Raw genomic sequence first — 25,940 nt, forward strand, 5'->3', positions numbered from 1 at the left:
GATCCGGCACGCTGTCCGGCATGAAGCAGCGGCTGGCCGCGGTGGCCTTGGGCTTAGGTCTGGGACTCGTCGCGGCCGTGGTGCCCGCGGGCGCCGCCCCGGCCGATGTCATTCGTGACGACGAGTGGCATCTGCGGTACCTCAGCGTCGCCGAGGCCAACCGGCACTCCCGCGGCGAGGGCGTGACGGTCGCGGTGATCGACCGCGGCGTCGACCGCGCCCACGCCGACCTCGCCGGGGCCGTGCTCGACCCCGTCGCCGTCAGCGCCCCGGCGGGCGCCGGCCCGGACGCCACGCCCGCGCCGTCGGGCCCGCCGGTCGCCGAGGGCACCGGCTACGACCCGGACGGGCGCGGCACCGCGCTCGCCGGGATCATCGCCGGCCAGGGCCACGGCGCCGAGCACGCCGACGGGGTCGTCGGGGTCGCGCCGGGCGCCCGGATCCAGCCGATCGTGCTCGACACGCCCCCGACCCGGGAGCCGTCCGCCGACGAGCTCGCGGCCGGCATCGAGGCGGCGATCGCCCACCGCACCGCGGTCATCGTGATCGGCTACTCGGTGGCCGGCAGCGAGCGGCTGCTGCAGGCGGTCCGCGACGCCCAGGCGGCCGACGCGATCATCGTGGCGGCCGACGGCGACCAGCCCGGCCGCGCCTTCGACCCCTACCCGGCCGCCTACGACGGCGTGCTCGCCGCGGTGCCGCTCGGCCGCACCGGCGAGGTGCTGGTGAGCTCGACCAGCGGCCGCCGGCTGGGCCTGGGCGTCCCCGGGTCGCAGATCATGACCACGAACACCGGCAACCGCTACCGCATCGACGACGGCAGCGCCTCGCCCGGCATCCTCGCCGCCGCGGTCGCCCTGGTGCGCTCGGCCTACCCGGGCGTCAAGGCGCCCGAGATCGTCCGCCGGCTCCGGCTGACCGCGGCCGACGCGGGCGCGGCCGGACCCGACGCCGAATACGGCCTCGGCCGCCTCGACCTGCTGCAGGCGCTCACGCGGCGGCTGCCCAGCCCCTCGCCCTCACCCTCGGCGGGCGGGTCGCGGCCCGGCGTGTCCCCGGCCGCCACGCCGGTCGCGGCGCCCTCGTCGCCGCGCTCGCGGGGGCCGTACGGCTGGCTGCTGGGCCTGCCGCTGCTCGCCGTGATCGCCGGGGTGGGCGTCTACGCCGGGCTCGCGGAACGCCGGATCCGGATTTCGGCTCGAAACGAAGTAGATTCGGTGGGTGTCCAGTCGTAGCCCCGCTGTGCGGATCCCGGCTTCCAAGTACCCCGTCGAGCGCTTCACCCTGCCCAACGGCCTGCGGGTGGTGCTGACCCCAGATCGCGCCGCGCCGGTCGTCGGCGTCGCGGTGGTCTACGACGTCGGCATCAGATCCGAGCCGCAGGGGCGCACCGGCTTCGCCCACCTGTTCGAACACCTGATGTTCCAGGGCTCGGAGAACCTCGAGAAGCTCGCCCACTTCCGCCACGTGCAGGGCTCGGGCGGCACCTTCAACGGCTCGACGCACTTCGACTACACCGACTACTTCGAGACGCTGCCCTCCAACGCGCTGGAGCGGGCCCTGTTCCTCGAGGCCGACCGGATGCGCGCGCCCCGGCTGACCGAGGAGAACCTCCGCAACCAGATCGACGTGGTCAAGGAGGAGATCCGGGTCAACGTGCTCAACCGGCCCTACGGCGGCTTCCCCTGGCTGCGGCTGCCCCCGGTCATGTTCGACACGTTCGCCAACGCGCACGACGGCTACGGCTCCTTCGAGGACCTCGAGTCGGCGACCGTGGCCGACGCGGCCGACTTCTTCGACCGGTACTACGCCTGCGGCAACGCGGTGCTCGCGGTCTCCGGCGACTTCGACGTGGCCACCGCGACCGAGCTGGTCGAGCGGCACTTCGGTGACGTCCCGGCCCGGCCCGCGCCGGCCCGCCCGGACTTCGCCGAGCCCGACCTCACCGCGGAGCGCCGCTCCACCTACGAGGACCGGCTGGCCCCGCTGCCCGCGGTCGCGGCCGCCTGGCGCGTGCCCGACCCGGTCAGCGACCTGCCGGGCTACCTGCCCTACGTGGTGCTCGCCGAGGTCCTGACCGACGGCGACGCGTCGCGGCTGGTCGAGCGGCTGGTGCTGCGGGACCGGTCGGTGACCAGCGTCGGGGGGTACATCGGCTTCATGGGCGAGCCGTTCGCGGTGCGCGACCCCACCGCCCTGGTGCTGCAGGCCCACCTCCCTCCCGGCGGCGACGTGGACAAGGTGCTGCGCAGCGTCGAGGAGGAGTGCGCCCGGATCGCGAGCGACGGGCTCGCCCCCGACGAGCTGAGCCGGACCCAGGCGCGCATGGCCACCCACCTGCTGCGCGACACCGACGCGGTGCTCGGCCGCGCCCTGCAGATGGCCGTGCTGGAGCAGCAGCGCGGCGAGCCGGAGCTGCTCAACACGCTGCACACGCTGATCGGTGGGGTCACCGAGGAGCAGATCGTCGCGGCCGCGGCGCGGCTCGTGCCGTCCCGCCGCGCCGCGGTCGAGGTCATCGCCGGAGGAGCCAAGTGACTGTGACAACGCCCCTGCGCGCCCTGCCGGTGCTCGGCCCCAACCGGGCCCTCAAGGTGCCGTCGACCACCGAGCACACGCTGGACAACGGGCTCACCGTGATCGCCGTGCGCCGCTCGTCGGTGCCGCTGGTGGAGGTACGCCTCCGCGTGCCCTTCGCCCAGGCGGACCTGGCCCGGGCGGCGCTGCTGACCCAGACGGTGCTGTCCGGCACCTCGACCATGTCGACCGTGGACATCGCGGCCGAGCTGCAGAAGGTCGGCGGCGGGCTGTCCGCCGGGGCCGACCCCGACCGCCTGCTGATCTCGGGCAACGCCCTGGTCGACGGGCTGGACCGGCTGCTGGAGATCCTCGCCGGGGTGCTCACCGACGCGGCGTACCCCGCCGAGGAGGTCGACACCGAGCGCGCCCGCCTCGTCGACCGCATCCGCGTCGCGCAGAGCCAGCCGAGCCACCTGGCCCGGGTCGCCCTGCTCAAGCGGATGTACGGCAGCCACCCCTACGCGGTGCAGACCCCGAGCCCGGAGCGGGTCGAGGCGGTCGTGCCCGACGAGCTGCGGGCGCTGCACGGCGAGCGGCTGCACCCGGCCGGCGCGACGCTCGTGGTCGTCGGTGACCTCGAGCCGGAGCAGGCCGTCGCCGCGGCCGAGCGGATGCTGGGCAAGTGGAACGGCGGCGGCCACCCGGCCGAGCTGCCGCCCGCCCCGGCGCTGGAGCCGGGCCCGCTGACCCTGGTCGACCGGCCCGACTCGGTGCAGTCCTCGCTGCGCCTGGCGCTGCCGGCGGTGTCGCGCCGCCACCCCGACCACGCCGCGCTCCAGCTGGCGAACCTGGTCTTCGGCGGGTACTTCTCCTCGCGCTGGGTCGAGAACATCCGCGAGGACAAGGGGTACACGTACGGCCCCCACTCGCTCATCGAGCACGCCGTCGCCGGCTCCGCGCTCGTGGTCTCCGCCGAGGTCGCCACCGAGGTGACCGGCCCGGCCCTCCTGGAGACCCTGTACGAGCTGGGCCGCATCGCCAGCCTGCCGCCGAAGGACGAGGAGCTCGAGCAGGCGCGGCAGTACGCGCTGGGAACGCTCCAGCTCGGGATGTCCACGCAGGCCGGGCTGGCCGGGCTGGTCTCGACCTACGCGGGCTTCGGGCTGCGGCTGGACTACCTGGCCGAGCACGCCGCCAAGCTGGCCAAGGCCGGCAAGGACGAGGTGGCCGCGGCCGCGGCGCAGTACCTGGCCCCGTCCCGGGCCGCCGCCGTCGTGCTCGGCGACGCGGCCAAGGTCGAGGCCTCGCTGGCCGCGCTCACCCCGGTGCGGCGGGCCTCGGAGTCATGACGGCGATCGTCCCGGACGCCCCGTCGTTCGCGCGCGGCCCGCTCGAGCGGGCCGCGCACCGCCGCACCGACGAGGCCTGGCTGGCCGAGGCCTTCGAGCGCGCCCGGATCGTGGTGGTCGACGACGGGCACGTCCTGGTCCACCCGGGCGAGCCGCCGGAGCTGGTGCTGATCGACGCGGCCGCGGCGCCCGCGGGGGAGCGGTTCTTCCTCGGCGAGGAGGCCGACGGCACGGTGTACTTCGCCGTGGCCGCGGACGTCACCGCGCCCGAGGGCACCCAACGGGTGAACGTGCGGGAGGTCGGGGCGGCGCTGACGGCGCTGCCGGCGGAGATCTTCATCACCGCGGTCGCGCTGGCCAACTGGCACTCGCGGCACCCCTACAGCCCGCTCAGCGGCAAGCTGACCCGCCCCGCGCAGGGCGGATGGGTGCGGGTGACCGAGGACGGCGAGGAGACGCTCTGGCCGCGCACCGATCCCGCCGTGATCATGCTCGTGCACGACGGCGTGGACGGGCCCGACGGGCGCTGCCTGCTCGGGTTCAACGCGCAGTGGAAGGCGCTGGGCGCCACCGTGCCGCGCTTCTCGACGCTGGCCGGGTTCGTGGAGCCCGGCGAGTCCGCCGAGATGGCCGTGGCGCGCGAGGTGCTCGAGGAGGTCGGGGTCCGGGTCGACGAGGTGACGTACCTCGCCAGCCAGCCGTGGCCGTTCCCCGGCTCGCTGATGCTGGGCTTCCACGCGCTCGCCGCGGCCGGCGCGGCGATCACGGTCGACGAGGCGGAGATCGCGGAGGCGCGCTGGCTGACCCGGCGCGAGATCGCGGCGGTGCTCGAGGGCGAGTCCAAGGCGTTCGGGCTGCCGTTTCGCGCCTCGATCGCGCACTACCTGATCACGTCCTGGCTGTACGGCTGAGCGCCTCCCGGTGCCAGGCCGCGCACCAGCGGTCGAGCACCGCGGCGGCGTGCTCGGGGGGCACCTCGCGCAGCTCGTCGTCGATGCGCTGGCTCACGAAGGCGTTGGTGGGGTGCCAGGCGAGGTCGCGCCAGACGGCCTCCTCGGTCACCCCGCCGTCGGGCGTGACCGTGCGGCGCAGCAGCGACAGCGGGCGTTCCGGGGTCGTCTCCGGGCTCACCCGCACGAAGTAGGTCACCAGCAGCCGCGGCTCGCCCGGCGGCCCGGCCCGCCAGGAGCGCATGGCCTCGTCGTTGAGCCGCTCCCCGGCCTCGGGCCGCTCGGGCCGGTAGGCGTGTGCGTGCATGCGCGCGAGGAGGTCCGGCTCGGGCGCGAGGCCGTCGTCGAGGATGTCGGCCACGAAGCGCTCCGGCCACAGCCACAGCCCGTCGGTGTGCAGCACCGAGGGGCCGTGGCCGCGGCCGATGGTCGTGCCGCCGGCGAGGTAGTCCGCGATCAGGCGGCGTCGCTCGGGATCGGCCACCCGTGGGCGCTCCGGCGCGTCGCGCACGGCGTACAGACGGGCAACCCGCATGGTGGCCGGCCTTCCCAACTTCAGGAACTCATAGCCCCCCGGCTATCTAGCCAGCCACCGTAACGGATTTGTTCCCGTTCAGCTACCGACGGTTTCCAGATGCTTCTTGACCTGCACGATCGTCGGGTTGGTCATCGACGTCCCGTCGTCGAAGCGCAGCGTCGGCACCGTCTGGTTGCCGCCGTTGACCGTCTCGACGAACTTGGCCGCCTCCGGGTCCCGCTCGATGTCGATGACCTGGTACTGGATGCCCTCGCGGTCCATCTGCGTCTTGAGCCGGTGGCAATACCCGCACCAGGTGGTCGAGTACATGGTCAGCATGGGTGGTTCCTCCAGAAAGCATCGGCGGGGTCACACAAGGCGATACCGCATAACGTCGTACCCAGCTGGAATGATGTCCAGCTGTGGCGGACTCCTCAGAGATTCTCGCGGGACTGGACCGGGACCAGTCCATCGCGGTGACCGCCCCGGCGGGGCCTCTGTGCATCCTCGCCGGTGCGGGGACGGGCAAGACCCGGGCGATCACGCACCGCATCGCCCATCGCGTCCGGTCCGGGCAGGTCCGGGCCCAGCACGTCCTCGCCGTCACGTTCACCGCCCGGGCCGCCGCCGAGATGCGCGAGCGCCTGGGCCGCCTCGGCGCCGGCGGAGTCCAGGCGCGCACGTTCCACGCGGCGGCGCTGCGCCAGGTGCGGTATTTCGCGCCCCGGCTCTTCTCCGGCCGCGACATGCCCGAGCTGCTGGACAGCAAGGCCCGGCTGGTGAGCCTGGCCGCGACCAAGGCCGGGCTGAAGACCGACCGCGAGGTGTTCCGCGACCTCGCGAGCGAGATCGAGTGGGCCAAGGCGTCGCTGATCGAGCCGGACGACTACGCCGCGGCGGCCGCCAAGGCGATGCGGGAGCCGCCGTTCGACGGGGCCCTGGTCGCCAAGATCTACGCCCACTACGAGCGGGCCAAGCGCGCCGCGGGCGTGATCGACTTCGAGGACATGATCCGGGCCGCGATCTGGGCCGTCGAGGAGCACGCCGACGTCGCCGAGCAGGTGCGGGCGCAGTATCGGCACTTCGTCGTGGACGAGTACCAGGACGTCAACCCCATGCAGCAGCGGCTCCTCGAGGCCTGGCTGGGCGGGCGCGACGACGTCACCGTGGTCGGCGACGCCAGCCAGACCATCTACTCGTTCACCGGGGCGAGCGCGTCCTACCTCGTGAACTTCCAGCGCCGCCATCCGGGCGCCACGGTCGTGCGGCTCACCCGCGACTACCGCTCCACCCCGCAGGTGGTCGGCCTCGCCAACGCCGTCATCTCCCGGGCCCGCGGCGAGCTGTCCCGGCTGCGGCTGGAGCTCGTCGGGCAGCGTCCGCCCGGCCCGGAGCCGACCGTGCGCACCTTCGCCGACGAGCCGGAGGAGGCCTCGGCGGTCGCGGCGCGCTGCGCGGAGCTCATCGCCGCCGGCACCCCGGCCCGCGAGATCGCCGTGCTGTTCCGGGTCAACGCCCAGTCCGAGGTCTACCAGGAGGCGCTGGCCGAGGCCGGCGTCCCCTACGTGGTGCACGGCACCGAGCGCTTCTTCGAGCGCACCGAGGTCCGCGAGGCGATGATCGCGCTGCGCTCCTACCGCGGCGAGGAGGGCGACGGGCTGCTCGGCACCGTGCACACCGCGCTGGAGCGGGTCGGCTGGCGGCCCGACGCCCCGCCCGCCGGTGGCGCCCAGCGGGAGCGCTGGGAGGCCGTCTCCGCGCTCGCGAGCCTGGCCGAGGGCATGCCCACGCTCTCGCTCGACGAGTTCAACACCGAGCTGCAGCGGCGCGCCGCGCTGCAGCACGTGCCGACCGTCGAGGGCGTCACGCTGTCGTCGCTGCACTCCGCGAAGGGCCTCGAGTGGGACGCGGTGTTCCTCGTCGGGCTCACCGAGGGGACGCTGCCGGTCATCCACGCCCGCACGCCCGATGCGGTCGAGGAGGAGCGGCGGTTGCTGTACGTCGGCCTCACCCGCGCCCGCCACACGCTCTGGCTCTCGCACGCCGCGGCGCGGACTCCGGGCGGCCGGCCCCGGCGCCCGAGCCGGTTCGTGCCCTCGACCGCCCCGGCGGCGGCCGCGTCCGGTTCGTCCGCGGGCCGTGCCGCCGCGGGGCCGCGCCGGCCGCTGGACAAGGCCGCGGTGGCCGGGCGGGTTCGGCGGGTCATGGCCGTGTCGTGCCGGGTGTGCGGCACCGGGCTGGTCAACGGGGCCGACCGCAAGCTCGGCCGGTGCTCGGCCTGCCCGTCGGACCTCGACGAGGAGCTGCTGGGCCGCCTGCTGGACTGGCGGGCCCGGCTGGCCGCGATCCAGAAGGTGCCCGCGTTCGTGGTCTTCACCGACGTGACCCTGTCCGCGATCGCCGAGCGGCGGCCGTCGCGCCGCGAGGAGCTCGCCGCCATCGCGGGGATCGGGCCGCGGAAGCTGATGCTGTACGGCGACGACGTGCTCGCCCTCGTGCGCGGGACGAGCGTTGACGAGCTGGCCGCAGCCATCGATGAACTTTGACCGTGTCGGGGCACCATGAGCTGCGCCGACGTGGCACACTGAGGACCGGCGCGAGCGGTTGCCCGGGGGTTGCCAGGGGCTCGGAACCTGACAAAAAACTTTCCCCGATAAATCGTTTGCCCTACCGTTGAGGCACGGCATAGCCTGCGAACACGACGCCGGAAGACCGGCCGTCGCACCACGACGATCTGCGGAGAGAAGGTGGCACCCGTGAAGCTCTATCTCACCCAGGAGCGGCACACGCTGCTGTCTGCCCTCTGCGCGTCGAACGCGCCGGCCCGCTCAGTCTCGCCGACCGTCTCGTTGCAATGGCAGAAGTCTGTCCTCGCCGCCTCCTCCGTCGCTCCGGCGCCGGTTGCCGTTCCGGCTGCCGTCGTTCCGGCTGCTCTGGTTCCGGCCGCTCTGGTTCCGGCCGCGCGCGTCGCGCGCGCTACCGGGTCGGTCCGGACGGATCTGACGGATCTGACGGTTCGGGTGACCGAGGCCGAGGTCCGGATCGACGACACCGAAATCAGCACCACTCTGCTCGACGAGCGCGGGATCCAGGTTCAGGGGACCACTGGGTTCAGCGCGAAGCACGACATGACGGCTCCGAAGCCCAATGGCGGAGTCCGCGGCATACCACCTCGAGGCAGGCCGGTCTAACAAGACCGACTCACCGGCTCACCTCGAGGCCGCGGAACCCGACACCGGGATCCGCGGCCTCATTCATTTGCACCGAACGATCACACCAAACGATCGACCAACAGAAAGGGGTGACCGGGATGAGTCTGGCCTTGGCATCGATCGACGTGCGCGTCGACCCGGCCTCGGACGAGCGTCTTCGCGCGGCTGCGCGGGGTGTCGTGAAGTCCGACCTGCCGTGCCGCACCTTCGACCCGGACCTGTGGTTCGCCGACTCGCCGGCGGAGCTCGAGCTCGCGAAGTCGCTCTGCGTGGAGTGCCCGCTCCGCGCCGAGTGCCTGGCGGGCGCGATCGAGCGCGCCGAGCCCTGGGGTGTCTGGGGTGGCGAGATCTTCGAGCGTGGCGCCGTGGTGCCGCGCAAGCGTCCGCGGGGCCGCCCGCGCAAGGAGGACGTCGCTCGCGACGCCGTCCTGCGTGGCGAGGTTGCCGCCCGTACGGCGGCCGTGGTCGCCGGTGTGGCGGCCTGAGATGAGCGCACATCGCCGACCGGCCAGCCGAGGACTGCGCGCCGCGCAGCCGACCCGGCTTCGTTCCACCGAGTTCGTCACCGACCGACCCAGGAGTTCCGCGATGTCCTTGCAACTACTTCACGAAGCACTGTCGAGAGCGCGAATGCGTCGGCCTCAGACTGCGATCCACTCTGAGGCTTACCCGTCCGCCCGCCAGGTCGCCATGCGCGCGCGTCGCGAGCAGGAGCGTCACCTGACCCGACCCTGATGTGATCGATGAGCAACGGGCCCCTTCGCCGTGGAGGGGCCCGTTGCCGTGTCCTGCTCGTTCGCCTGTTCGCCTGTTCGCCTGTTCGCCGGCTTGCCTGTTCGCCGGCTTGCCTGGCTCTGCGGCGGTCTGCTTGGTTGCTTGCTCTCGCACGTGGCGGTTGCCCGCGCACGCCGCGGCTCCTGTTGCGCCGCGGCTGCTTCTCGTGCCGCGGCTCCTGTTGCGCCGCGGCCGCTTCTCGTGCCGTGGCCACTGTTGCGCCGCGGCCGGTTCTTGTGCCGCGGCTACTTTTTGCGGCGTGGCTTCTTGGCCTCGGGCTCGGCGAATCCGGGGAGCCAGTCGGTGAGGATGGTGCGGTAGGCGGCCTTGGCTTCGAGCTGGCAGAGCACGCCGATGGAGCCGAGCGTGACGCGGTGCACGAGCATGTAGGACGGGGGCAGGTTGAGCTGGCGGCTCAGCGCGTAGGCGGGGCTCTTCGGATTGGCCAGCCGGGTCGCCTCCGCGCGTAGCCAGGCCCGTGTGAACTGGAACTCGTCCTCGGCGATCGGGTCGAGCATCGGCCGGACGTAGCCGAGCACCGCCGGCGCGTCGACCTTCGCGTCGCCCTTGATGAAGCCCTCCTGCCGCAGGCCATCGAGCACCGCCTCGGCGTCGCCGGCCAGGGCCAGGCGGGTCAGCCGGCCGATGATCTCGGGGTGCCCGCCGGGCAGGTGCGCGACCGCGCCGAAGTCGAGCACGCCGAGGCGGCCGTCGTCGAGCAGGCGGTAGTTGCCCGGGTGCGGATCGGCGTGGAGCATGTCGGCCCGGGCGGGGGCGGAGAAGTGCAGCAGCGCCATGAGGTGCCCGGCCCGGTTGCGCTGCTCCTCGGTGCCGCCCGAGATGATCGCCGACAGCGGCGTGCCCTCCACCCATTCGGTGACGATGACGCGGGGGGACGAGGCGAGCACGGGGGGCACGAAGATGTCCGGATCGTCGGCGAAGGCCGCGGCGAACGCGCTCTGCGAGCGCGCCTCGAGCTCGTAGTCCAGCTCCTCGGTGACCCGGTCGCGGATCTCGGCCACGAGCGGCTTGACGTCCAGGCCCGGCTGGATCGCCTTGAAGAGCCCGGCGAAGCGCGCCAGCTGGTTGAGGTCCGAGCGCAGCGCCTCGCCGGCGCCCGGATACTGCACCTTGACGGCCACGTCCCGCCCGTCGGACCACACCGCCCGGTGCACCTGGCCGATCGACGCGGCAGCGGCCGGCTTGTCGTCGAACTCCTTGAACCTTTCGCGCCAGTCCGCCCCGAGCGACTCGGCGAGCACCTTGTGCACGCTGGCGGCCGGCAGCGGAGGGGCGGCCTCCTGCAGCTTGGTCAGGGCGGCGCGGTAGGGCCCGGCGAGCTCTTCGGGCAGGGCCGCCTCGAACACGCTCAGCGCCTGCCCCATCTTCATGGCGCCGCCCTTGAGCTGCCCGAGGACGCTGAAGAGGTGCTCGGCGGTGCGGCGCTGGACATCGGCGGAGACGACGTCGGCGGCCATGCCCGTGACGCGCTTGCCCAGCCCGAGCGCGGCCCGTCCGGCCAGTCCGAGGGGCAGCGACGCCAGCCGTGCGGTGCGGGCGACTGCGCCCCTGGGGATCTCGGTCACAAGTCATTCTTACCCGCTCGAGCCACCCCGACGACCGCGACGGCAGTCACAGCGTGCTCGTGCCGCTCATCTCCACCGCTGGACACGCCCCGCAACGGGCCGCATGCGGGCGCTTCCCGGGTTGTGCGGGCCGGCGATTGCCGCCGTCGGACATGCCGTTCACCGCGCCGGGCGCATCCGTGGAGACGGCGGTCGCCGTGCGCGCGAGACGCAGATCGACCTGCGGAACTCTGAGGAGAGCCCCGTGTCGATGTGCCGCCTTCGCGGAGCGTCGGCTTCCACCGGGTGTCGTCCTCGCGGGGTGCCGCGCTCACGGGGTGTCGTCCTTGCAGGGTGCCGCGCTCACGGGGGTGTTCGTTCTTGTGTGGGGTGGCGCGCTCGCATGCTGCCGCGCTCGCATGCTGCCGCGCTCGCATACAGCCGCGCTCGCGGGGTGTCGTCCTTGCAGGGTGCCGCGCTCGCATACAGCCGCGCTCGCGGGGTGTCGTCCTTGCGGGGTGCCGCGGTCGTGGGCTGCGGCGTTCGCGGGGTGTCGTCCTCGCGGGGTGCCGCGCTCATGGGGAGCCGCCCTCGCGGGAGCCCCGGCGGCGGCGTCGGCAGTCGCAGCGTGGATGGGCGCTCCACTCCCGGCGGCGGAACTCGCCGGGGCGGGGGATCTCCACGATGGCCGCCTCGGTGCGCAGGGAGCCGCCGTCGAGATAGGACAGCACCTCGTCGGCGGCGAACGCGGCGCCCGCCATCGCTGTGGTGAGGCTGCACGGCTCGCCGATGCCGGGCGGGGCGGTCGCCAGCTGTGCGGCGAGGGCGGGCCAGGCGGGATCGCGGTCCTGCCGGTGCAGCTCGAGGCAGCCGCGGCAGGGGGAGCGGCTCGGCCGCACGAGGGGGCCGACGAGGACGGTGCCCAGCCGGATTTGGACCTCGAGGCGCGGCAGGAGGTGCATGCGCACCCCGCGGCGGTCCAGGGCGTCGAGGCGCCGGTCACCCACGCGGACCACGAAGTCCACGCCGTCCCCGCGGCCGGCCGAGAGCCGCGCCCAGGGTGCGTGCCGCGTGATGGCGGAGGTGATGGCCAGGACCCGCGAGGACTCCACGTCGTCGCGCCCGAGGCCGCCGACGGCCACGTCCGCGTCCGTCGCCCGGCCCTCGACGAGCGGCTCGACGTGCCCGACCCCGGCTCCGGCCAGCGCGGTGGCGAGCGGGGCCACGAGCGGGCCGTCGCCGGCCACGATCACGCGGGCTCCGCCGCGCCGGCGCAGCACGCCCGCGGCCGTGCGGTCCCGGGGGTCTTCGCGCAGGCGGAGGCTGATCGCGGCCGCCTCCGCGGTGAGCCCGTCACCGGTCGTGCGGTCCAGCCCGGTCGGGAGCAGTGCGTGCGCGGCCACCACGAGGCCGCTGGCCCGCAGCGTGTCGACGAGGGCGAGCACCTCGGCCCCGTCCAGCCCGAACGGGCGGGCCTCGGCGAGCAGGCGGCGCAGGGTGCGGGAGCCGTCGAGCAGGTCGAGGACCCGGGCCAGGGCCGGGTGGCCCAGCTCGAGCACGACGGCGGTGGCGGGATCGGTGCCCAGCTGAACGGTTCGCTCGTCGCGCCAGAGGCGTCGCAGCCCCGGGAGCAGCGTCGGTCGCATGCTGCCACGCTGCCATGGCCGGACGCCGGCCGGCGGCGGTTGTCCACAGGACGATCCACCGACGGCCGGCGTTATCCACAGCCGGCGGGCTGGTTATCCACAGGGAAAGGGGCAAAGGCCATGTATCGCGCGGGGTTCGCGCGGGATGCTTTCGGTCCCTCCGGCGTGGATGCCGGACTCGCTCGACCCGCCTCGTTGCCCGATATTCCGGATATGTCCGTCGAAAGGGCTCGACGGGTCCGGGCCGAATGCCGGGCGGGGAGGGCATTCGGCGCGGTACAGCGCCGCAGGCCAGTCCGAGGTGGTGCCGGGTGCGAGGTCGATCGGGTGGCGAGCCGCCGGGCTCAGGCCTTGCCGAGGATCCGGTTGACCGTGGTGCCGCAGACCGGGCAGGCGCCCTTGGCCATCTTCATGCCGGTCTTCGAGATGGCGATCTCGCCCTCGAAGTCCCGCTTCTCCTTGCACTTGACGCAGTAGCCGTTGTAGGTCTCGGCCACGATGCCCTCCTCATCTCGGTCCGGCACGCCCCGCGCACCGGTGCTGACCAGCTAGGCCAACGTGGTGAGTGTGCCTTGTCGGACACTCGGGGAAAGTGCGGTTAGACGGGACACGCCGAGCGTAATCGGAAGATCTTCCTCCAGCCGCACCGTACACACTATGCACAGCCTGGGGATAACCGTGTGGGCAACGGTGTGGGTTGCTGTGGATGAAATCGCAGCGGGCACCCGGAGCAGGCCGGACTTCCGGTGGAATCTTTCCGGCGAGTGCCCACGAATGGGTGACTTACGGGCGCCCTCCCCAAGATTGGGCCTTGCGAAGGGATGGCTGCCTACGGCTAGCGTTCCCCCGTGAGCGGGACCCGAGGGGGGCGGCCGGCATGACCCGCAAGCCGGTCATCGAGGTGCGGCGCAGCAAGCGCCGCCGTCGCACGGTGTCGGCCTACCGTGACGGCGAACGCGTGGTGGTGCTGATCCCGGCCCAGTTCTCGCGCGCCGAGGAGCGCGAGTGGGTCGACCGGATGCTCGAGCGCCTGGCGGCGCGAGAGCAGCGAGCTCGGCGGACCGACGCCGAACTGACCTCCCGGGCGCAGCGGCTCGCCGCCCGCTACCTGCCCGACCACGCCGCGGCCGGCCGTCCGGCCAGCGTGCGGTGGGTGCAGAACCAGAACGGGCGTTGGGGATCTTGCACGCCGGCAGACGGTACCATCCGGATCTCCCACCGCGTGCAGGAGATGCCCGACTGGGTGATCGACTACGTGCTGCTGCACGAGCTGTCACACCTGGTGATCCCGAGCCACAGCAGCGCCTTCTGGGCGCTGGTCGCCCGCTACCCGAAGGCCGAACGGGCCCGGGGGTATCTTGAGGGGGTGTCAGCGGCCGCCGGTCTGGGGATCACCGAATGATGGTCGCCGCTGTCGTCGCGCTGCTGGTGCCGGTCGCCTGGGCGCCGCGCGGCACCGACCTGGACGTCTGGCGCTCGGCGATGGCCGGTTCGGGGATCACCGAATGACGGTCGCCGCTGTCGTCGCGCTGCTGGTGCCGGCCGCTTGGGCGCCGCGCGGCACCGACCTGGACGTCTGGCGCTCGGCGACGGCCGGTTCGGGGATCACCGAATGACGGTCGCCGCTGTCGTCGCGCTGCTGGTGCCGGTCGCCTGGGCGCCGCCCGGCACCGACCCCGACGTCTGGCGCTCGGCGATGGCCGAGGACCTCGTCGACCTGCTGACCCCGCTGCCGCGCGTCCAGCCGGCCATCGCCGCCGTCGCGGACGATCTGCCGCTGGCCGCCAGGATCGCCTGGCCGTCGACCCGGATCTACGAGGTCCCGGCGCCGACGATCCGGGCCGCGTTCGCCGCCGCGGCCGCCGACGGGCACGACAAGGCGGCCGTCCTGCTCGCGGACGCGCCCGATCTGCCGGCGATGCTCGTGGGCAAGCTGCTGCGCCCGCTGTCGACCCGCCACCTCGCGGTCGCCCCGGCGCACAACGGCGGGCTGCTCGGCGCCGCCGCGCGCCTGCCGCTGCCGGCGTGGCTGCCCGAGCTCGATGCCGACGCCGGGGACGTGGCCACGGCGCGCCGCCCGGCCCCGGAGCCGACGATGGTCGCCTCCGCGCCGGGCTGGCACCGTCTGCGCGGGCCGGAAGATCTTCGCCGTCTCGATCTGGGTTTGGACGGCTGGGACGCGACTCGGGCGCTGTTGACCTAGTGGCGCCGTCGGCGCGGGCGGGGAGATCTTCGCCGTCTCGATCTGGGTTTGGACGGCTGGGACGCGACTCGGGCGCTGTTGACCTAGCGGCGCCGTCGGCGCGGGCCGGGAGATCTTCGCCGTCCCGGTCCCGGCCGACGTGACCGGCGTGCCGCTGAGCTGACGTCGTCGATGGGGCTGGTGGATAGGGTCAGGGTGACCAACGGCGGACCTGACAGCGTCGGCGCGCAGCGCCGAGCGGTGCCTGGCGGGAGTGCCCTGTGGGGTCAAGGGGTTTGGGTGAGGAGTTTCTGTAGGGCGTTGTGTTGGTCGGGGTTGTATGGGGTGCCGGTGGTCCAGAGTTTCCAGATGATGGTGAGCCAGGCGCGGGCGAGGATTCTGACGGCGTGTGGGTGGCGGTGGCCGCGGGCTCTGGCCTGGGCGTAAAGATCGGCAGCCCAGGGGTTGGCGTGGCGGGAGTCGGCGGCGAAGTCGCAGACCGCGCCGCGGAGTTGTTTGTTCACCGACCAGCGGAACGCCACCATCCTGACCTGTCCGGACTGCCGGGTGGAGGGGGTCACCCCGGCCAGGCCGGCCAGGGCCGCGGGGGTGGGGTGCCGGCCGCGGGCGTCGCCGATCTCGGCCAGGAGCCGGGCGGCGCGGACCGTCCCGGCCCGGGGCAGGGACGTGAAGATCGCCCCGTCCGGGTGCTCGGCGAGGGCCTGCGCGATCTGGGTTTCGAGGGCGTTGATCTGTTCGATGAGGCCGGTCGCCGCGGTCAGGTAGGCGGTGGTGACCCCCGCGAGGGCGGTCCCGGCCGGGCCGGTCACTCCCGTGGGTGCGTCCTGCAGCCGGGCTAGGAGCACCTCGGGCGGCCGTTTCCGGTAACGCTGCCCGGCCAGCCACCCGGTGAGCTCCTCGACCGTGAGCGCATCGACGGCGTCCTGGGTCGGGAACGCGGTCAGGAACGCCCGGCTGATCGGCGACGTCAGCTCGCAGAACAACCCCACCACCCCCGGCAGCACCGTCAGCAGATGCGCCCGCAGCTGGTTCACCAGGGCGACCCGGTGCTGCACCAGGTCAGCCCGGGCCCGGACCAGGGTCCGCAGACTCGTCGTCGCCGCCGTGTCCGGCCGCAGCGGGGTCAGCCGGCGCCGGTCGGTGCGGACCACATCGGCGAGCATGTAGGCGTCGAACCGGTCGTCCTTGTTCCCCGCCGACCCGTACCGGCCCCGCAACGACTTCACCCGCGACGGCGGCATCACGAACACCTCGAGACCGGCCGCGAGGAGCCCCACGACGAGGGGACCGTCCGAACGTTCGATCCCGACCCCGGCCACGCCGTGGCGGCGCAGCACCCCGACGGCCTTGCCGATCCCGGCCTTCGTATGCGCCACGACCAGACGCTCGAGAGGCTCCCCAGCCGCATCGATGACGCAGATCGCGTGCGAGTCTTGCGCCCAGTCGATCCCGGCGAACCGTGCATCCGTCACACGCAAAGCTGCTCCTGCCGCTGCTCAATCCAGTGGGAGGCGCACCTGGTGGTTCGGGACATCACTGCCGGACGCTCATTGACGGGCGCTCTACGGCGCAGTAGCCCTGTTGCCAGTCGGGATGTCCCGGACCGCCAGACCCCGCAAACACTCCCGCAAGCCCTCAACCGGGGCAGCAACGGATGGCAGTGATCCAACGGCCAGGTGCCGCCCAGCCCCCACAGGACCGGGCAGCACCAGTTCTACCAATGAGCAACGGTCCGCACCCCCGCGGACCCGAGTCATGACGCTCTCAGCTCTCGCCGTCAGACGGAGGCTTCTCCTCGCCGGGGGAGGGCTTCTTCTCGTCGGCTGACGGCTCGCCCAGCGAACCGAACTCCTCGCTGAAGCCCAGGTCGCCGAGGTCCAGCTGGGTGCGGGCGAAGAGGTCCGGGTCGGCGAACGCCTCCTCGTCCGGCAGCAGGTCCGGGTGGCCCCAGAGCGCGTCCCGGCCGCTCACCCCGCGGTGCTCGGTCAGCGCGTTCCACAGCGCCGTGGCCTCCCGCAGCCGGCGCGGGCGCAGCTCCAGCCCGACCAGCGCGGCGAACGTCTGCTCCGCCGGGCCGCCGGCCGCGCGCCGGCGCCGGAAGGCCTCCGAGAGCTTCACGACGTCGGGCAGGCGCTCGCCGGCGGCACGGTCCACCACGTGGCAGACCCAGCCCTCCACGAGCGCGAGCGCCGTCTCGAGCCGGGCCAGGGCGGCCCGCTGCTGCGGCGTGTCCTCGGGTGTGAAGATGCCCTCGAGCACCAGCTCCTGCGGGTCGTTGCCGAGCGTCGACGGGTCGATGCGGCTCATCGCCTCCTCGATCGCCTCGCGGTCGACGTGGATGCCGGCCGCGTAGGCCTCGACCGCGGCGAAGACGTGGCCGCGCAGCCACGGGACGTGGCCGAAGAGGCGCTGGTGGGCCGCCTCGCGCAGGGCCACGTAGAGGCGCACCTGGTCGTCGGGGACCTCCAGGCCCTTGCCGTATTCCGCGATGTTCGCCGGCAGCAGCGCCGCGGTCCCGGCCGGGCCCAGCGGCAGGCCGATGTCGCCGGCCGAGAGCACCTCGGCGGCCAGGGAGCCCAGCGCGGTGCCCAGCTGCCCGCCGAGCAGCGCGCCGCCCAGCGACGCCACCATCGAGGTCATCGGGCCCATCTGGGCGCGCATCTCCTCGGGGACCAGCTCGGTCATGGCCGAGACCATGCGGGCCGCCACCGGGTCGCAGAGCTTGCGCCAGATCGGCAGGGTCTGGTTGAGCCACTCGCCGCGGCTCCACGCGGCGGTCGAGCGCACGCCGGAGGGGAGTGCGGACTCCGGTTCCAGCCACAGGTCGGCCAGCCGCAGCGCCTCGATGACCGCGGCGCGCTCCACGGCCGTCACGGCCGGGTCGCCGACGGGCTTCGCGGCGTCGGGGTCGGCCGGCTCGGTGGCCGGCATCGGGGCGCCGGGCATGGCGAAGCCGACCGGGAACTGCGACACGCCGGCCGCCGGGCCGCCGCCGGTGAGGTGGGCCTGCGCCAGCTGTCGCGCGAGATCCCAGTTGACCGGACCGCCGCTGGGCGTGGCGAACAGCTGCTGCAGCTGGCTCAGGAATTGCTGCATCTGGCGCGGATCATTGGGATCCGGCACGTCGCCGCCGGACGGACCGAAGCCGAACGGGATATCTGCGGGCATGTCACAACGGTACTCGCTTCCAGGTGCGGTAGGCCGGGAGCGCTAGGCTCGCCGCCATGAGACGTCGTGGGCTGACCGTGCTGTTCGGCGCGCTGCTGCTGTTGGTGCTGGCCTGGCAGGCGACCGTGGTCAAGGTGCCGTACGTCGAGATGGGCCCCGGCCCGACCTACGACACGCTCGGCACGGACACGGGCAAGCCCGGCGGGCACCCGATCATCAGCGTCGACGGCGCCGAGGCGACCAGGTCCAAGGGCCAGCTGCGCATGACCACCGTGTCGGTCCAGCCCGACATGACGCTGCTCGACGCCATGATCGGCTGGTGGCAGAAGGACCGGGCGGTCGTGCCGCGCGAGCTGATCTACCCGCCGGACCGCACGCAGCAGCAGGTCGACGAGGACAACGCCCGCGACTTCCAGCAGTCGCAGACCTCCGCCGAGACCGTCGCGCTGCGCAAGCTCGGCTACCCCGTCCAGGTCACCGTGGCCGAGGTCACGGCCGGCTTCCCCGCCGAGGGCAAGCTGCAGAAGGACGACGTCATCAAGTCCGTCGACGGCACCGCGGTGGACAGCCCCGACAAGCTCACCGAGCTCGTGCGGGCCAAGCCGGCCGGCACCAGCCACCAGATCGAGATCGTGCGGGCCGGGCAGACCTCCACCGTCGAGGTCGCGACCAAGGCCGGCGACGACGGCAACCCGCGCATCGGCATCCAGGCCGGCACCAGCCAGCCGCACCCGTTCAAGCTCACGATCCAGCTCGACCGCATCGGCGGCCCGTCGGCCGGCCTGATGTTCACGCTGGGCATCATCGACACGATCAAGCCCGAGGACCTCACGGGCGGCATGATCATCGCCGGTACGGGCACGATCGACGACGCCGGCGCGGTCGGCCCGATCGGCGGCATCCCGCAGAAGCTCGTGGCCGCGAAGGCCGCCGGGGCCAAGGTCTTCCTCACGCCCGCGGCCAACTGCGGCGAGGCGATGGACAATCCGCAGCCCGGCCTCCCATTGATCAAAGTGAACAACATCGACGATGCGCTGACCGCCCTCGACACGCTGCGGGCCGGTCGGACGCCGACGCTGTGTAGTAGATGACTACGCTGGACGAGTTTCCATACGCGAACGGGCGGAGCCGACCGTGGTAATGCGTAATCCGATGACCAGGGTGAGCCGGCGAGGACGGGTCACGATCGCCGTCCTGGTGGTCGTCTTCCTGCTGTTCACGTTGTTCGACCGGGTGGTCGGGGCGTGGGCCGACTATCTGTGGTTCTCCGAGGTCAAGTACCCCCAGGTCTTCACCGGGGTGCTCACGACCCGCATCTGGATGTTCGTGATCTTCGGCGTGGCGGTCGGGCTCGTCATCGCCGGCAACCTCTACCTGGCCTACCGGACCCGCCCGCTGCTGCGGCCGCACTCGGCCGAGCAGCACGCGCTGGACCGCTACCGGCTGTTCCTGCTGCCGCACATGACCGGCTGGATCATCCTCGTGGCCGGCCTGATCGGGCTGTTCTCCGGCCTCTCGGCGCAGGGCCACTGGCAGGACTGGATGCTGTTCAGCAACAGCACCCCGTTCGGCCGCACCGACCCGCAGTTCCACGTGGACCTGTCGTTCTACGTGTTCGAGTACCCGTTCTGGCGCTACCTGCTCGGCGTGGCCTTCACCGCCGTGGTCTTCTCGCTGATCGGCGCGCTCGCCCTGCACTACCTCTTCGGCGGGGTCCGGCTCCAGGGGGCCGGCGAGCGGATGACGGCCGCGGCCCGCGCGCACCTCACCGCCCTCGTCGCGGTCTTCGTGCTGCTCAAGGCGGCGGCGTACTTCCTCGACCGCCGCGGCCTGCTGCTGGACAAGTTCCCGACGCAGGACCTGTACGGCGCCGGCTACACGAACATCAACGCCCTGCTGCCGGCCAAGGAGATCCTCGCCTGGATCTCCATCGTCGTCGCGATCGCGATCCTGGTGTTCTCCAACGCCTTCATGCGCAACCTGGTGTGGCCCGGCCTGGCCCTGGGTCTGCTGGCGCTGTCCGCCGTGGCGGTCGGCGGCATCTACCCGGCCGCGGTGCAGTCGTTCACCGTCAAGCCGAGCCAGCTGCAGAAGGAGGCTCCGTACTTCCAGTACGCCATCGACGCCACGCGCGACGCGTACGGCTTGAAGGACGTGAAGGTCGTCCCGTACGCCTCGAGCAACACCGACCCGCCGGCCTCGCTGACCAACGGCAGCGATCCGACGGTGAACAACATCCGGCTCCTCGACCCCGCCGTCGTCGGCGACACCTACACCCAGCAGCAGCAGGTCCGCGGCTTCTACGAGTTCAACCCGAAGCTGGACATCGACCGCTACACGCTGACCGACGACAAGGGCAAGACGCGCACCCAGGACTACATCGTCGGCGTCCGGGAGATCCGCTACGACCAGCTCCAGCAGAACAACTGGCAGAACCGGCACAGCGTGTACACGCACGGCTACGGCTTCGTCGCCGCCCCGGCCAACCAGGTCGTCTGCGGCGGCCAGCCGTACTACGTCTCCGGCTTCCTGAGCGAGAACACCAAGCCGGACAACCAGGGCAGCGAAGAGTGCGCCTCGGACAACGACCAGATCAAGGTCACCCATCCGCAGATCTACTACGGCGAGCAGATGGGCGACGTCTACGCGATCGTCGGCAAGGGCAAGGCGTCCGACCGCAACGCCGAGTTCGACCGGCCGACCGGGGGCTCCGGCGACCAGGACCAGTACTCGACGTACGACGGCAGCGGCGGCGTGGACGTCAACACCTTCTGGCGCCGGTTGCTCTACGCGTCGTACTTCCGTGAGACCAACTTCCTGCTCTCCGGGGTGCTCAACGACCACTCGAAGGTGCTGTACGTCCGCGACCCGGAGAGCCGGGTGCGCAACATCGCGCCGTTCCTGACGCTGGACAGCGACCCGTACCCGGCGGTCGTCGACGGCAAGATCCAGTGGATCATCGACGGGTACACCACGTCGGCGACGTACCCGTACGCGCAGAAGCTCGACTGGAACACCGCGATCCAGGACTCCTCGACCGGCGGCCGGGTGTTCCCGGAGCCGCGCCAGGACGTCAACTACCTGCGCAACTCGGTCAAGGCGACGGTCGACGCGTACACGGGCGAGGTCAAGCTCTACGCGTTCGACGAGAGCGACCCGGTCCTCAAGACCTGGAACAAGGCCTTCGGCGGCAAGCTGGTCCAGCCGCGCTCCGCGATCTCGGAGAGCCTGATGGAGCACCTGCGCTACCCGGAGGACCAGTTCAAGGTCCAGCGTGACCTGCTCAGCCGCTTCCACGTCACGTCGCCCGAGGGCTTCTTCTCCGGCCAGGACTTCTGGGAGGTCCCGAAGGACCCGGCGAACTCGACGGCGGACCAGCCGCCGTACTACCTCGTCGCCCAGCTCCCCGGCCAGGACGAGGCCCGCTTCCAGCTCACCGCCGCGATGGCCCCGCGCAAGCGAGGCAACCTGGCGGCGCTCATGTCGGCCTCGTACGTCAACGGCCAGCCCCGCTTCGAGGTGCTCGAGCTCCCGGCGAACACCGCGATTCAGGGCCCGAACCAGACCCACAGCAGCATGACGTCGATCGCCGACGCCAGACGCGAGCTCACCCAGTTCAGCTCGCAGAACTCGGACGTGTTCTACGGCAACCTGCTGTCCCTGCCGGTCGCCAACGGCATGCTGTACGTCGAGCCGATCTATCTGAAGGCCAAGAACGAGACCGCGTTCCCACGGCTGCAGAAGGTGCTCGTCGCCTACGGCCCGAAGTACATGGCCTACGCCGACAACCTCGCGGACGGTCTGGAGCAGCTCGTCAAACAGGTCACCGGCCAGGCGCCGGTGCCCCAGACGGACAACGGCGGCAACACCGGCCAGAACACCGGCAACCCGTCCGGCAACCCGGGCACGCCCCAGGTGCAGGAGGCGATCGCCGCCATGAACAAGGCGATCGCGGACATGAAGGCGGCCCAGCAGTCGGGCGACTTCGAGGCGTACGGCCGCGCGCTCAAGGCCTTGAACGACGCGATCGCGCGGTACGAGGAGGCCACGAAGGCGGCGGGCGCCACCCCGTCGCCGAGCGGCTCCCCGGGCGCCACGCCGGGCGCCTCGACGTCCCCGTCGGTCCAGCCGTCCTCGGGCTGACCGCTGCGGTGCACACCCGGGCCGGCGGTAACGACCCCGGCCCGGGTGACACCCGACACGGTCACCCGGCTCCGATTTGGAACTCACCAACCCCGTCCGCTAAGCTAAACAAGCCGACGCGGGGTGGAGCAGCTCGGTAGCTCGCTGGGCTCATAACCCAGAGGTCGCAGGTTCAAATCCTGTCCCCGCTACAAATCGCGACGCCCCCTGCTGCACGCGGGGGGCGTTTGCCGTTTCGATTTGTAGCATTCTTCGCGCTCACTTCGTTCGCTCCCCAGTGGGGGGCTTCGCCACCCCAACACCCCCCATCAGAGCGTCGTTGGTTGCGCTTGCACCGTCCGTCTTCCGGTCTTCGTCTTTTTGGCTCGGGTTCGTATTGGTGCTGGCCGTTGCTCCCGCCAGGCACCGCTCGGCGCTGCGCGCCTTCGCTGCCGGGTTCGTCGTGAGCGGGCTTTCTTTATCGGCTCTGGTGCTCTCGTGCGTTGGGTAAACGGTTTGGGGTCTTGGGCTTTGTGGGCTAATGTTGGTGGTGCGACGCGGGGTGGAGCAGCTCGGTAGCTCGCTGGGCTCATAACCCAGAGGCCGCAGGTTCAAATCCTGTCCCCGCTACCACATGAGAGGTCCCCGCCTTGGGCGGGGGCCTCTTGTTTTTTGGCTCCTTGGGCCTCTTGGCGACTACTCGGCGTGATCGCTTCCATCTGGCAGTGCATTTCGTTGCTTCTTGCAACCGATACTTTGGTGCTACGAGTGATTGGCTGAACGCGAACCGTCAGAACTCGGGGCGATTGTCGTTCGCGGAATTACCGGTTTGCGGGGGTGTTGGGCGTTGAGCTGGGCAAACCTGGGCGAAGGAAGTCTTCGGGCGTTCAGCGATCCTTCGGGCCAAAGTTCCGCTTCGGGCCGCTCGTAAAACGACCGGGGCTTTCACTTCGCTCACAATCACCTGTTCGGATACAAAAGAGATCGGGCCCGCTAGCACCGGGCCCGATCCGACCGTCCGCTCAGGTCACCATTTGCGAGGAGCCCTGATGAACGACGCCAAGCTTACCTCCGATCCGGCGCCGCCGGGGGCTGTCGCCCCGGACCGTCCCTGGCTGCCGATCCCGTGGCTGGTCGCCCACGCCGGGGTCGTCGGCGTCGGGCGGATCCCGGCGCCGGGCCTGCACGCCCTGCCCTACTTCGGTCCGCTGTTCGTGTGCGCGTCCGAGGCGCCGCAGCTGATCGGTGTCGACCGCGCGGTGGCGCTCCCCGCCGCAGCGGTGATGGCGATGATGATCGGCGCGCTCGTCGGTCACCTCAACAACCCCGACCGCTGGGTCCGGCAGCGGCGGTTCAAGGTCACCAACCGGGTCGCCCGGCTGCTCGGCGGCATCGCCACGATGCTCGGCATCATGGCCACCCTGCCGGGGCCGTACTGGTCGGTGCTGATCGTCGTGGCCCCGGCCGCGCTCCAGGAGCTGCTGCACCGGGTCTCCAGGCGGCGGCGCCAGACCGAGCGGCCGTCCTGCGGCTGCGGGCACGTGTGCCACCCGGCGGGCACCGACGTCTCGGCCGGGGACGTGCTCGCCGATGCCAAGCCCGGTCGGGGCACGGGCGAGCGGCGCGACTGGCCGACCAGCAAGGCCCGGCGCAACGTCTCCAACGCGCCGGCCCTTCCCGAACTGCAGTGAGAGAGGTACTCATGACGATCACCTGCACGCCCGCCGACCGCGCCGGCCTCCTCGCCGAGGGGCTGCGGCTGGCCCGCGGCGGAGACATCGCCGCGGCCGGGGCCGTCCTCCGCCGCGCATCCGACGACGGGCGGGCCGGGGGCGTGCTCAAGCACCTCGTCAAGGTCCTCGCGGGGGCCGGGCAGTATGCGGAGGCGATCATCGTCGCGCTCGAGGCGGCGCGCTGCGAGGACCCCGACCCCACCGCGCTGACCCACCTCGGGTTCCTGCTGGAGACGCGGGGCGACTGGCACGGTGCCGCGCTGCTCTACCGGGAGGCGATCGACCGGGGCGACGGGCTGGCCCGCTGGCGCCTCACGCAGGCCTACGAGCGGCGGGGCGAGCTCGACACAGCGGTCGAGGTGGCGCGTGAGGCGGCCGACGCGGGCGACCTGGGGCCGCTGGAGAACCTGGCCCTCGGCCGGGAGGAACGCGCGCGCGATGCCGACGCGACCGCGTTGTTCGAGCTCGCCGCCGACGGCTACGGCAGCCGGTTCGCGGGCTCGTGGCTGAGCGCGCGGCGGGAGAGGTCCGGCGACCGCCGCGCCGCCGTCGAGGCCGCTCGCGCCTAAGGCCTGTTCCACGACTGGGCCCGCCGCGGCCCGGTCGTGCAACAGGCCTCAGGTGGCCGCGTCGAGCCGGGCGGCGATGTCGTGCAGCGCGTCGAACGGCGCGGCGACCCGCCCGGCCGTGATGGCCTCCGCCACCTCCGCCAGGACCGTCTCGGCCGCGCCGACCTCGCCGCGGTCGAGACGGTCGGCGATGGCCCGTAGCGCCGCGGCGCTCGCGGCCGGCTGCAACGACCGCTCCGGAGCGCGCCGCGGCGCCGGGAGCGTGACCGTGTTGCCGCTCAGCGCGCTCTGCATCTCCTCGCAGACCTCACGCAGGTGCTTGACCGCGGTGTAGAGCATCCCGGACCGCCCCTTCGTCGTCGTGAGGTAGACGTCGTGGGTGATCTCGCGCCCCTGGTGGATGATGGGCAGCCACTTGTACCGGTCCGGCCCCCAGGCGCCGACCTGCACCGCCCGCTTGAACTTCAGCGCGACGTCCGAGGGCACCACGACCACGCGGCGCTCGTCCGGCGGCCGGTGATGATCGGACACGACGACGCGCAGCACGTGGGTGAGCGTCTCGTAGGACTCGCCGGCGATCCGGCCGGTGGTCTTGAGGTCGTCCAGCCCGGCCTGCGCGATCGTGCGATCCAGCAGCACCCGGGAGCGAAGCGTCGTCGGCGGGAGCAGCAGCCGCCTGCGGACGAGGTCGACCAGGGAGATGGACTCGCCCGGGTAGCTCTCGTGGACCATCGCCTCGAGGCGCGGGCTGTACAGCTTGTCGAACTGCAGTTCGTCGATGGCCGAGAAGTCAGGACTGGGCGGGGGCCCGGTGATGATCGAGTAGACGCCGTCGAGCAGGGGCTCGATGGCGTGCTCTTCGAAGTTCGCGTCGGCGCGGTGCCGCTGCCGCAGCGGCATGACCTCGATCTTCTCCTGACCGACGGGATCGAGATCGATCAGCCGGCTCTCGAGGCGGCCGACGAACACGATGTGATGCGGCAGGCAGGCGATTCGCGGCATGCCGGCGTCGACCGTCAGGTTCGGGTTCATTTTCCGGTACGCGTTGACGATTCGCCGCGCCTGGGGATGCAGCCGGGCGCCGAGTTCGGTGAGCACGTATTGGCCGCCCTCGCGCCGGAAGACCTCACCGCCATAGCGGCCGACGATCTTCTTCATGATCTGGCTGGCCCGGGCGTCCGAAACTCCGCATTCCTTCGCGGCCTTCACCATCGAGCCTGTTTCCTGGATGGCGAGAAAGAGACGCAGGTCCTTTTCGCTCGGCACCGACTGCTCTGGCGTAGGCACGGCGACACGCTAAGTGTTCCCGTTTGCGGAATGCAAGGCCTGAACGGTTGGTCCGCCGGTGAGCGGCGCCGATATGGAGGAGATTGGCGACAAGCGATGGACCTTGGCGTCCGGGCGCGGCCCCTACCTGTCCTCGCCAAACCCCTGCTCGGACAGGGGGTGTTCCGCGTCGGGCCCGAGGCCCTGCTCCGGCGCGCGGGCGGTGTGCAGGGACTGCGTTCGGCGGAACCGGTTCCGGCCGGCCCGCGAAAGTCTGGGGTCGGGGTTCGGGTCAGGGGCGGGTAAATTTTTTCACGCTCGGTGGGAGCGCTCACATGAGAGGGGC

General features: G+C 72.1%; 21 protein-coding genes and 2 tRNA genes. 15 read left to right on the plus strand and 8 right to left on the minus strand.

Annotated features, from left to right (window positions below):
• Nucleotides 1-20 precede the first annotated feature (20 nt).
• Genes ACQP1P_RS04800 through nudC form a run of 4 tightly spaced genes read left to right on the plus strand, consistent with a single transcriptional unit; the run spans nucleotide 21 to nucleotide 4,780 of the window.
• A complete protein-coding gene (locus ACQP1P_RS04800) occupies nucleotides 21-1,235 on the plus strand; it encodes a S8 family serine peptidase (RefSeq protein ID WP_433083471.1) in 1,215 nt (404 codons plus the stop codon).
• Nucleotides 1,236-1,242: 7 nt separating this feature from the next.
• Nucleotides 1,243-2,538, plus strand: a complete 1,296-nt coding sequence (locus ACQP1P_RS04805) for a M16 family metallopeptidase (RefSeq protein WP_433089841.1) — start codon at nucleotides 1,243-1,245, stop codon at nucleotides 2,536-2,538.
• Complete coding sequence (locus tag ACQP1P_RS04810; RefSeq protein WP_433083473.1) at nucleotides 2,535-3,869, plus strand: M16 family metallopeptidase; 1,335 nt, start codon at nucleotides 2,535-2,537, stop codon at nucleotides 3,867-3,869. Before ACQP1P_RS04805 ends, ACQP1P_RS04810 begins: the two co-directional genes overlap by 4 nt.
• Complete coding sequence (nudC, locus tag ACQP1P_RS04815) at nucleotides 3,866-4,780, plus strand: NAD(+) diphosphatase (RefSeq protein ID WP_433083475.1); 915 nt, start codon at nucleotides 3,866-3,868, stop codon at nucleotides 4,778-4,780. Before ACQP1P_RS04810 ends, nudC begins: the two co-directional genes overlap by 4 nt.
• Here the strand turns inward: nudC and ACQP1P_RS04820 are convergent.
• Nucleotides 4,758-5,354 carry a hypothetical protein gene (locus ACQP1P_RS04820; RefSeq protein ID WP_433083477.1) on the minus strand — a complete coding sequence of 199 codons (597 nt, stop codon included), beginning with the start codon at nucleotides 5,352-5,354 and terminating at the stop codon, nucleotides 4,758-4,760. The two genes, nudC and ACQP1P_RS04820, sit on opposite strands and share 23 nt — an antisense overlap.
• Before the next feature lie 78 nt (nucleotides 5,355-5,432).
• A complete protein-coding gene (locus tag ACQP1P_RS04825; protein WP_433083479.1) occupies nucleotides 5,433-5,675 on the minus strand; it encodes a mycoredoxin in 243 nt (80 codons plus the stop codon).
• A gap of 83 nt (nucleotides 5,676-5,758) precedes the next feature.
• Between ACQP1P_RS04825 and ACQP1P_RS04830 the strand changes: the two genes are divergently transcribed.
• The 3 genes from ACQP1P_RS04830 to ACQP1P_RS04840 all read left to right on the plus strand — a co-directional run bounded on the left by ACQP1P_RS04830 (nucleotide 5,759) and on the right by ACQP1P_RS04840 (nucleotide 9,033).
• Entirely contained in the window at nucleotides 5,759-7,882 is a 2,124-nt protein-coding gene (locus ACQP1P_RS04830; RefSeq protein ID WP_433083481.1) for an ATP-dependent DNA helicase UvrD2, read from the plus strand.
• Between the two features lie 210 nt (nucleotides 7,883-8,092).
• Nucleotides 8,093-8,527 carry a hypothetical protein gene (locus ACQP1P_RS04835; RefSeq protein WP_433083483.1) on the plus strand — a complete coding sequence of 145 codons (435 nt, stop codon included), beginning with the start codon at nucleotides 8,093-8,095 and terminating at the stop codon, nucleotides 8,525-8,527.
• A 119-nt stretch (nucleotides 8,528-8,646) separates the two neighbouring features.
• Nucleotides 8,647-9,033 (plus strand): WhiB family transcriptional regulator, encoded by a 387-nt coding sequence (locus ACQP1P_RS04840; protein WP_433083485.1) that lies wholly within the window; start codon nucleotides 8,647-8,649, stop codon nucleotides 9,031-9,033.
• A 534-nt stretch (nucleotides 9,034-9,567) separates the two neighbouring features.
• Here ACQP1P_RS04840 and ACQP1P_RS04845 read toward each other — a convergent pair.
• The 3 genes from ACQP1P_RS04845 to ACQP1P_RS04855 all read right to left on the minus strand — a co-directional run bounded on the left by ACQP1P_RS04845 (nucleotide 9,568) and on the right by ACQP1P_RS04855 (nucleotide 13,033).
• Entirely contained in the window at nucleotides 9,568-10,908 is a 1,341-nt protein-coding gene (locus ACQP1P_RS04845; protein WP_433083487.1) for an ABC1 kinase family protein, read from the minus strand.
• A gap of 554 nt (nucleotides 10,909-11,462) precedes the next feature.
• On the minus strand, nucleotides 11,463-12,533 hold the full coding sequence (locus ACQP1P_RS04850; RefSeq protein ID WP_433083489.1) for a hypothetical protein: 1,071 nt from the start codon (nucleotides 12,531-12,533) through the stop codon (nucleotides 11,463-11,465).
• A gap of 344 nt (nucleotides 12,534-12,877) precedes the next feature.
• The gene (locus tag ACQP1P_RS04855) at nucleotides 12,878-13,033 is read right to left on the minus strand and encodes a DUF5679 domain-containing protein (RefSeq protein WP_425516560.1); all 156 of its coding nucleotides are present in this window, start codon (nucleotides 13,031-13,033) and stop codon (nucleotides 12,878-12,880) included.
• Between the two features lie 377 nt (nucleotides 13,034-13,410).
• Here ACQP1P_RS04855 and ACQP1P_RS04860 point away from each other — a divergent pair, with 377 nt between their 5' ends.
• Both ACQP1P_RS04860 and ACQP1P_RS04865 read left to right on the plus strand, forming a co-directional pair.
• Entirely contained in the window at nucleotides 13,411-13,935 is a 525-nt protein-coding gene (locus tag ACQP1P_RS04860) for a M48 metallopeptidase family protein (protein ID WP_433083490.1), read from the plus strand.
• A gap of 210 nt (nucleotides 13,936-14,145) precedes the next feature.
• Nucleotides 14,146-14,736 carry a hypothetical protein gene (locus tag ACQP1P_RS04865; RefSeq protein WP_433083491.1) on the plus strand — a complete coding sequence of 197 codons (591 nt, stop codon included), beginning with the start codon at nucleotides 14,146-14,148 and terminating at the stop codon, nucleotides 14,734-14,736.
• A gap of 266 nt (nucleotides 14,737-15,002) precedes the next feature.
• Here ACQP1P_RS04865 and ACQP1P_RS04870 read toward each other — a convergent pair whose 3' ends face one another.
• A complete protein-coding gene (locus tag ACQP1P_RS04870; RefSeq protein ID WP_433075281.1) occupies nucleotides 15,003-16,208 on the minus strand; it encodes an IS110 family transposase in 1,206 nt (401 codons plus the stop codon).
• A 292-nt stretch (nucleotides 16,209-16,500) separates the two neighbouring features.
• Complete coding sequence (locus tag ACQP1P_RS04875; protein ID WP_433083493.1) at nucleotides 16,501-17,904, minus strand: zinc-dependent metalloprotease; 1,404 nt, start codon at nucleotides 17,902-17,904, stop codon at nucleotides 16,501-16,503.
• Between the two features lie 56 nt (nucleotides 17,905-17,960).
• On the opposite strand from ACQP1P_RS04875, the gene ACQP1P_RS04880 reads away from it, so the two are divergent.
• The 6 genes from ACQP1P_RS04880 (at nucleotide 17,961) to ACQP1P_RS04905 (ending at nucleotide 24,328) form a co-directional block, all read left to right on the plus strand.
• On the plus strand, nucleotides 17,961-18,995 hold the full coding sequence (locus ACQP1P_RS04880) for a YlbL family protein (RefSeq protein ID WP_433083495.1): 1,035 nt from the start codon (nucleotides 17,961-17,963) through the stop codon (nucleotides 18,993-18,995).
• A gap of 49 nt (nucleotides 18,996-19,044) precedes the next feature.
• The gene (locus tag ACQP1P_RS04885) at nucleotides 19,045-22,047 is read left to right on the plus strand and encodes a UPF0182 family membrane protein (protein ID WP_433089843.1); all 3,003 of its coding nucleotides are present in this window, start codon (nucleotides 19,045-19,047) and stop codon (nucleotides 22,045-22,047) included.
• 117 nt (nucleotides 22,048-22,164) lie between these two features.
• A tRNA-Met gene (locus ACQP1P_RS04890) sits at nucleotides 22,165-22,238 on the plus strand.
• Nucleotides 22,239-22,582: 344 nt separating this feature from the next.
• Nucleotides 22,583-22,659 (plus strand) — tRNA-Met (locus ACQP1P_RS04895).
• Between the two features lie 416 nt (nucleotides 22,660-23,075).
• On the plus strand, nucleotides 23,076-23,717 hold the full coding sequence (locus ACQP1P_RS04900; protein WP_433083497.1) for a hypothetical protein: 642 nt from the start codon (nucleotides 23,076-23,078) through the stop codon (nucleotides 23,715-23,717).
• 11 nt (nucleotides 23,718-23,728) lie between these two features.
• On the plus strand, nucleotides 23,729-24,328 hold the full coding sequence (locus ACQP1P_RS04905; protein ID WP_433083499.1) for a hypothetical protein: 600 nt from the start codon (nucleotides 23,729-23,731) through the stop codon (nucleotides 24,326-24,328).
• A 48-nt stretch (nucleotides 24,329-24,376) separates the two neighbouring features.
• Here ACQP1P_RS04905 and ACQP1P_RS04910 read toward each other — a convergent pair whose 3' ends face one another.
• Complete coding sequence (locus ACQP1P_RS04910; protein WP_433083501.1) at nucleotides 24,377-25,615, minus strand: LysR family transcriptional regulator; 1,239 nt, start codon at nucleotides 25,613-25,615, stop codon at nucleotides 24,377-24,379.
• Nucleotides 25,616-25,940: the final 325 nt, after the last annotated feature.

Origin of the sequence: Dactylosporangium sp. CA-052675 (genome assembly GCF_050947935.1) — a bacterium.
Lineage (GTDB): Bacteria > Actinomycetota > Actinomycetes > Mycobacteriales > Micromonosporaceae > Dactylosporangium.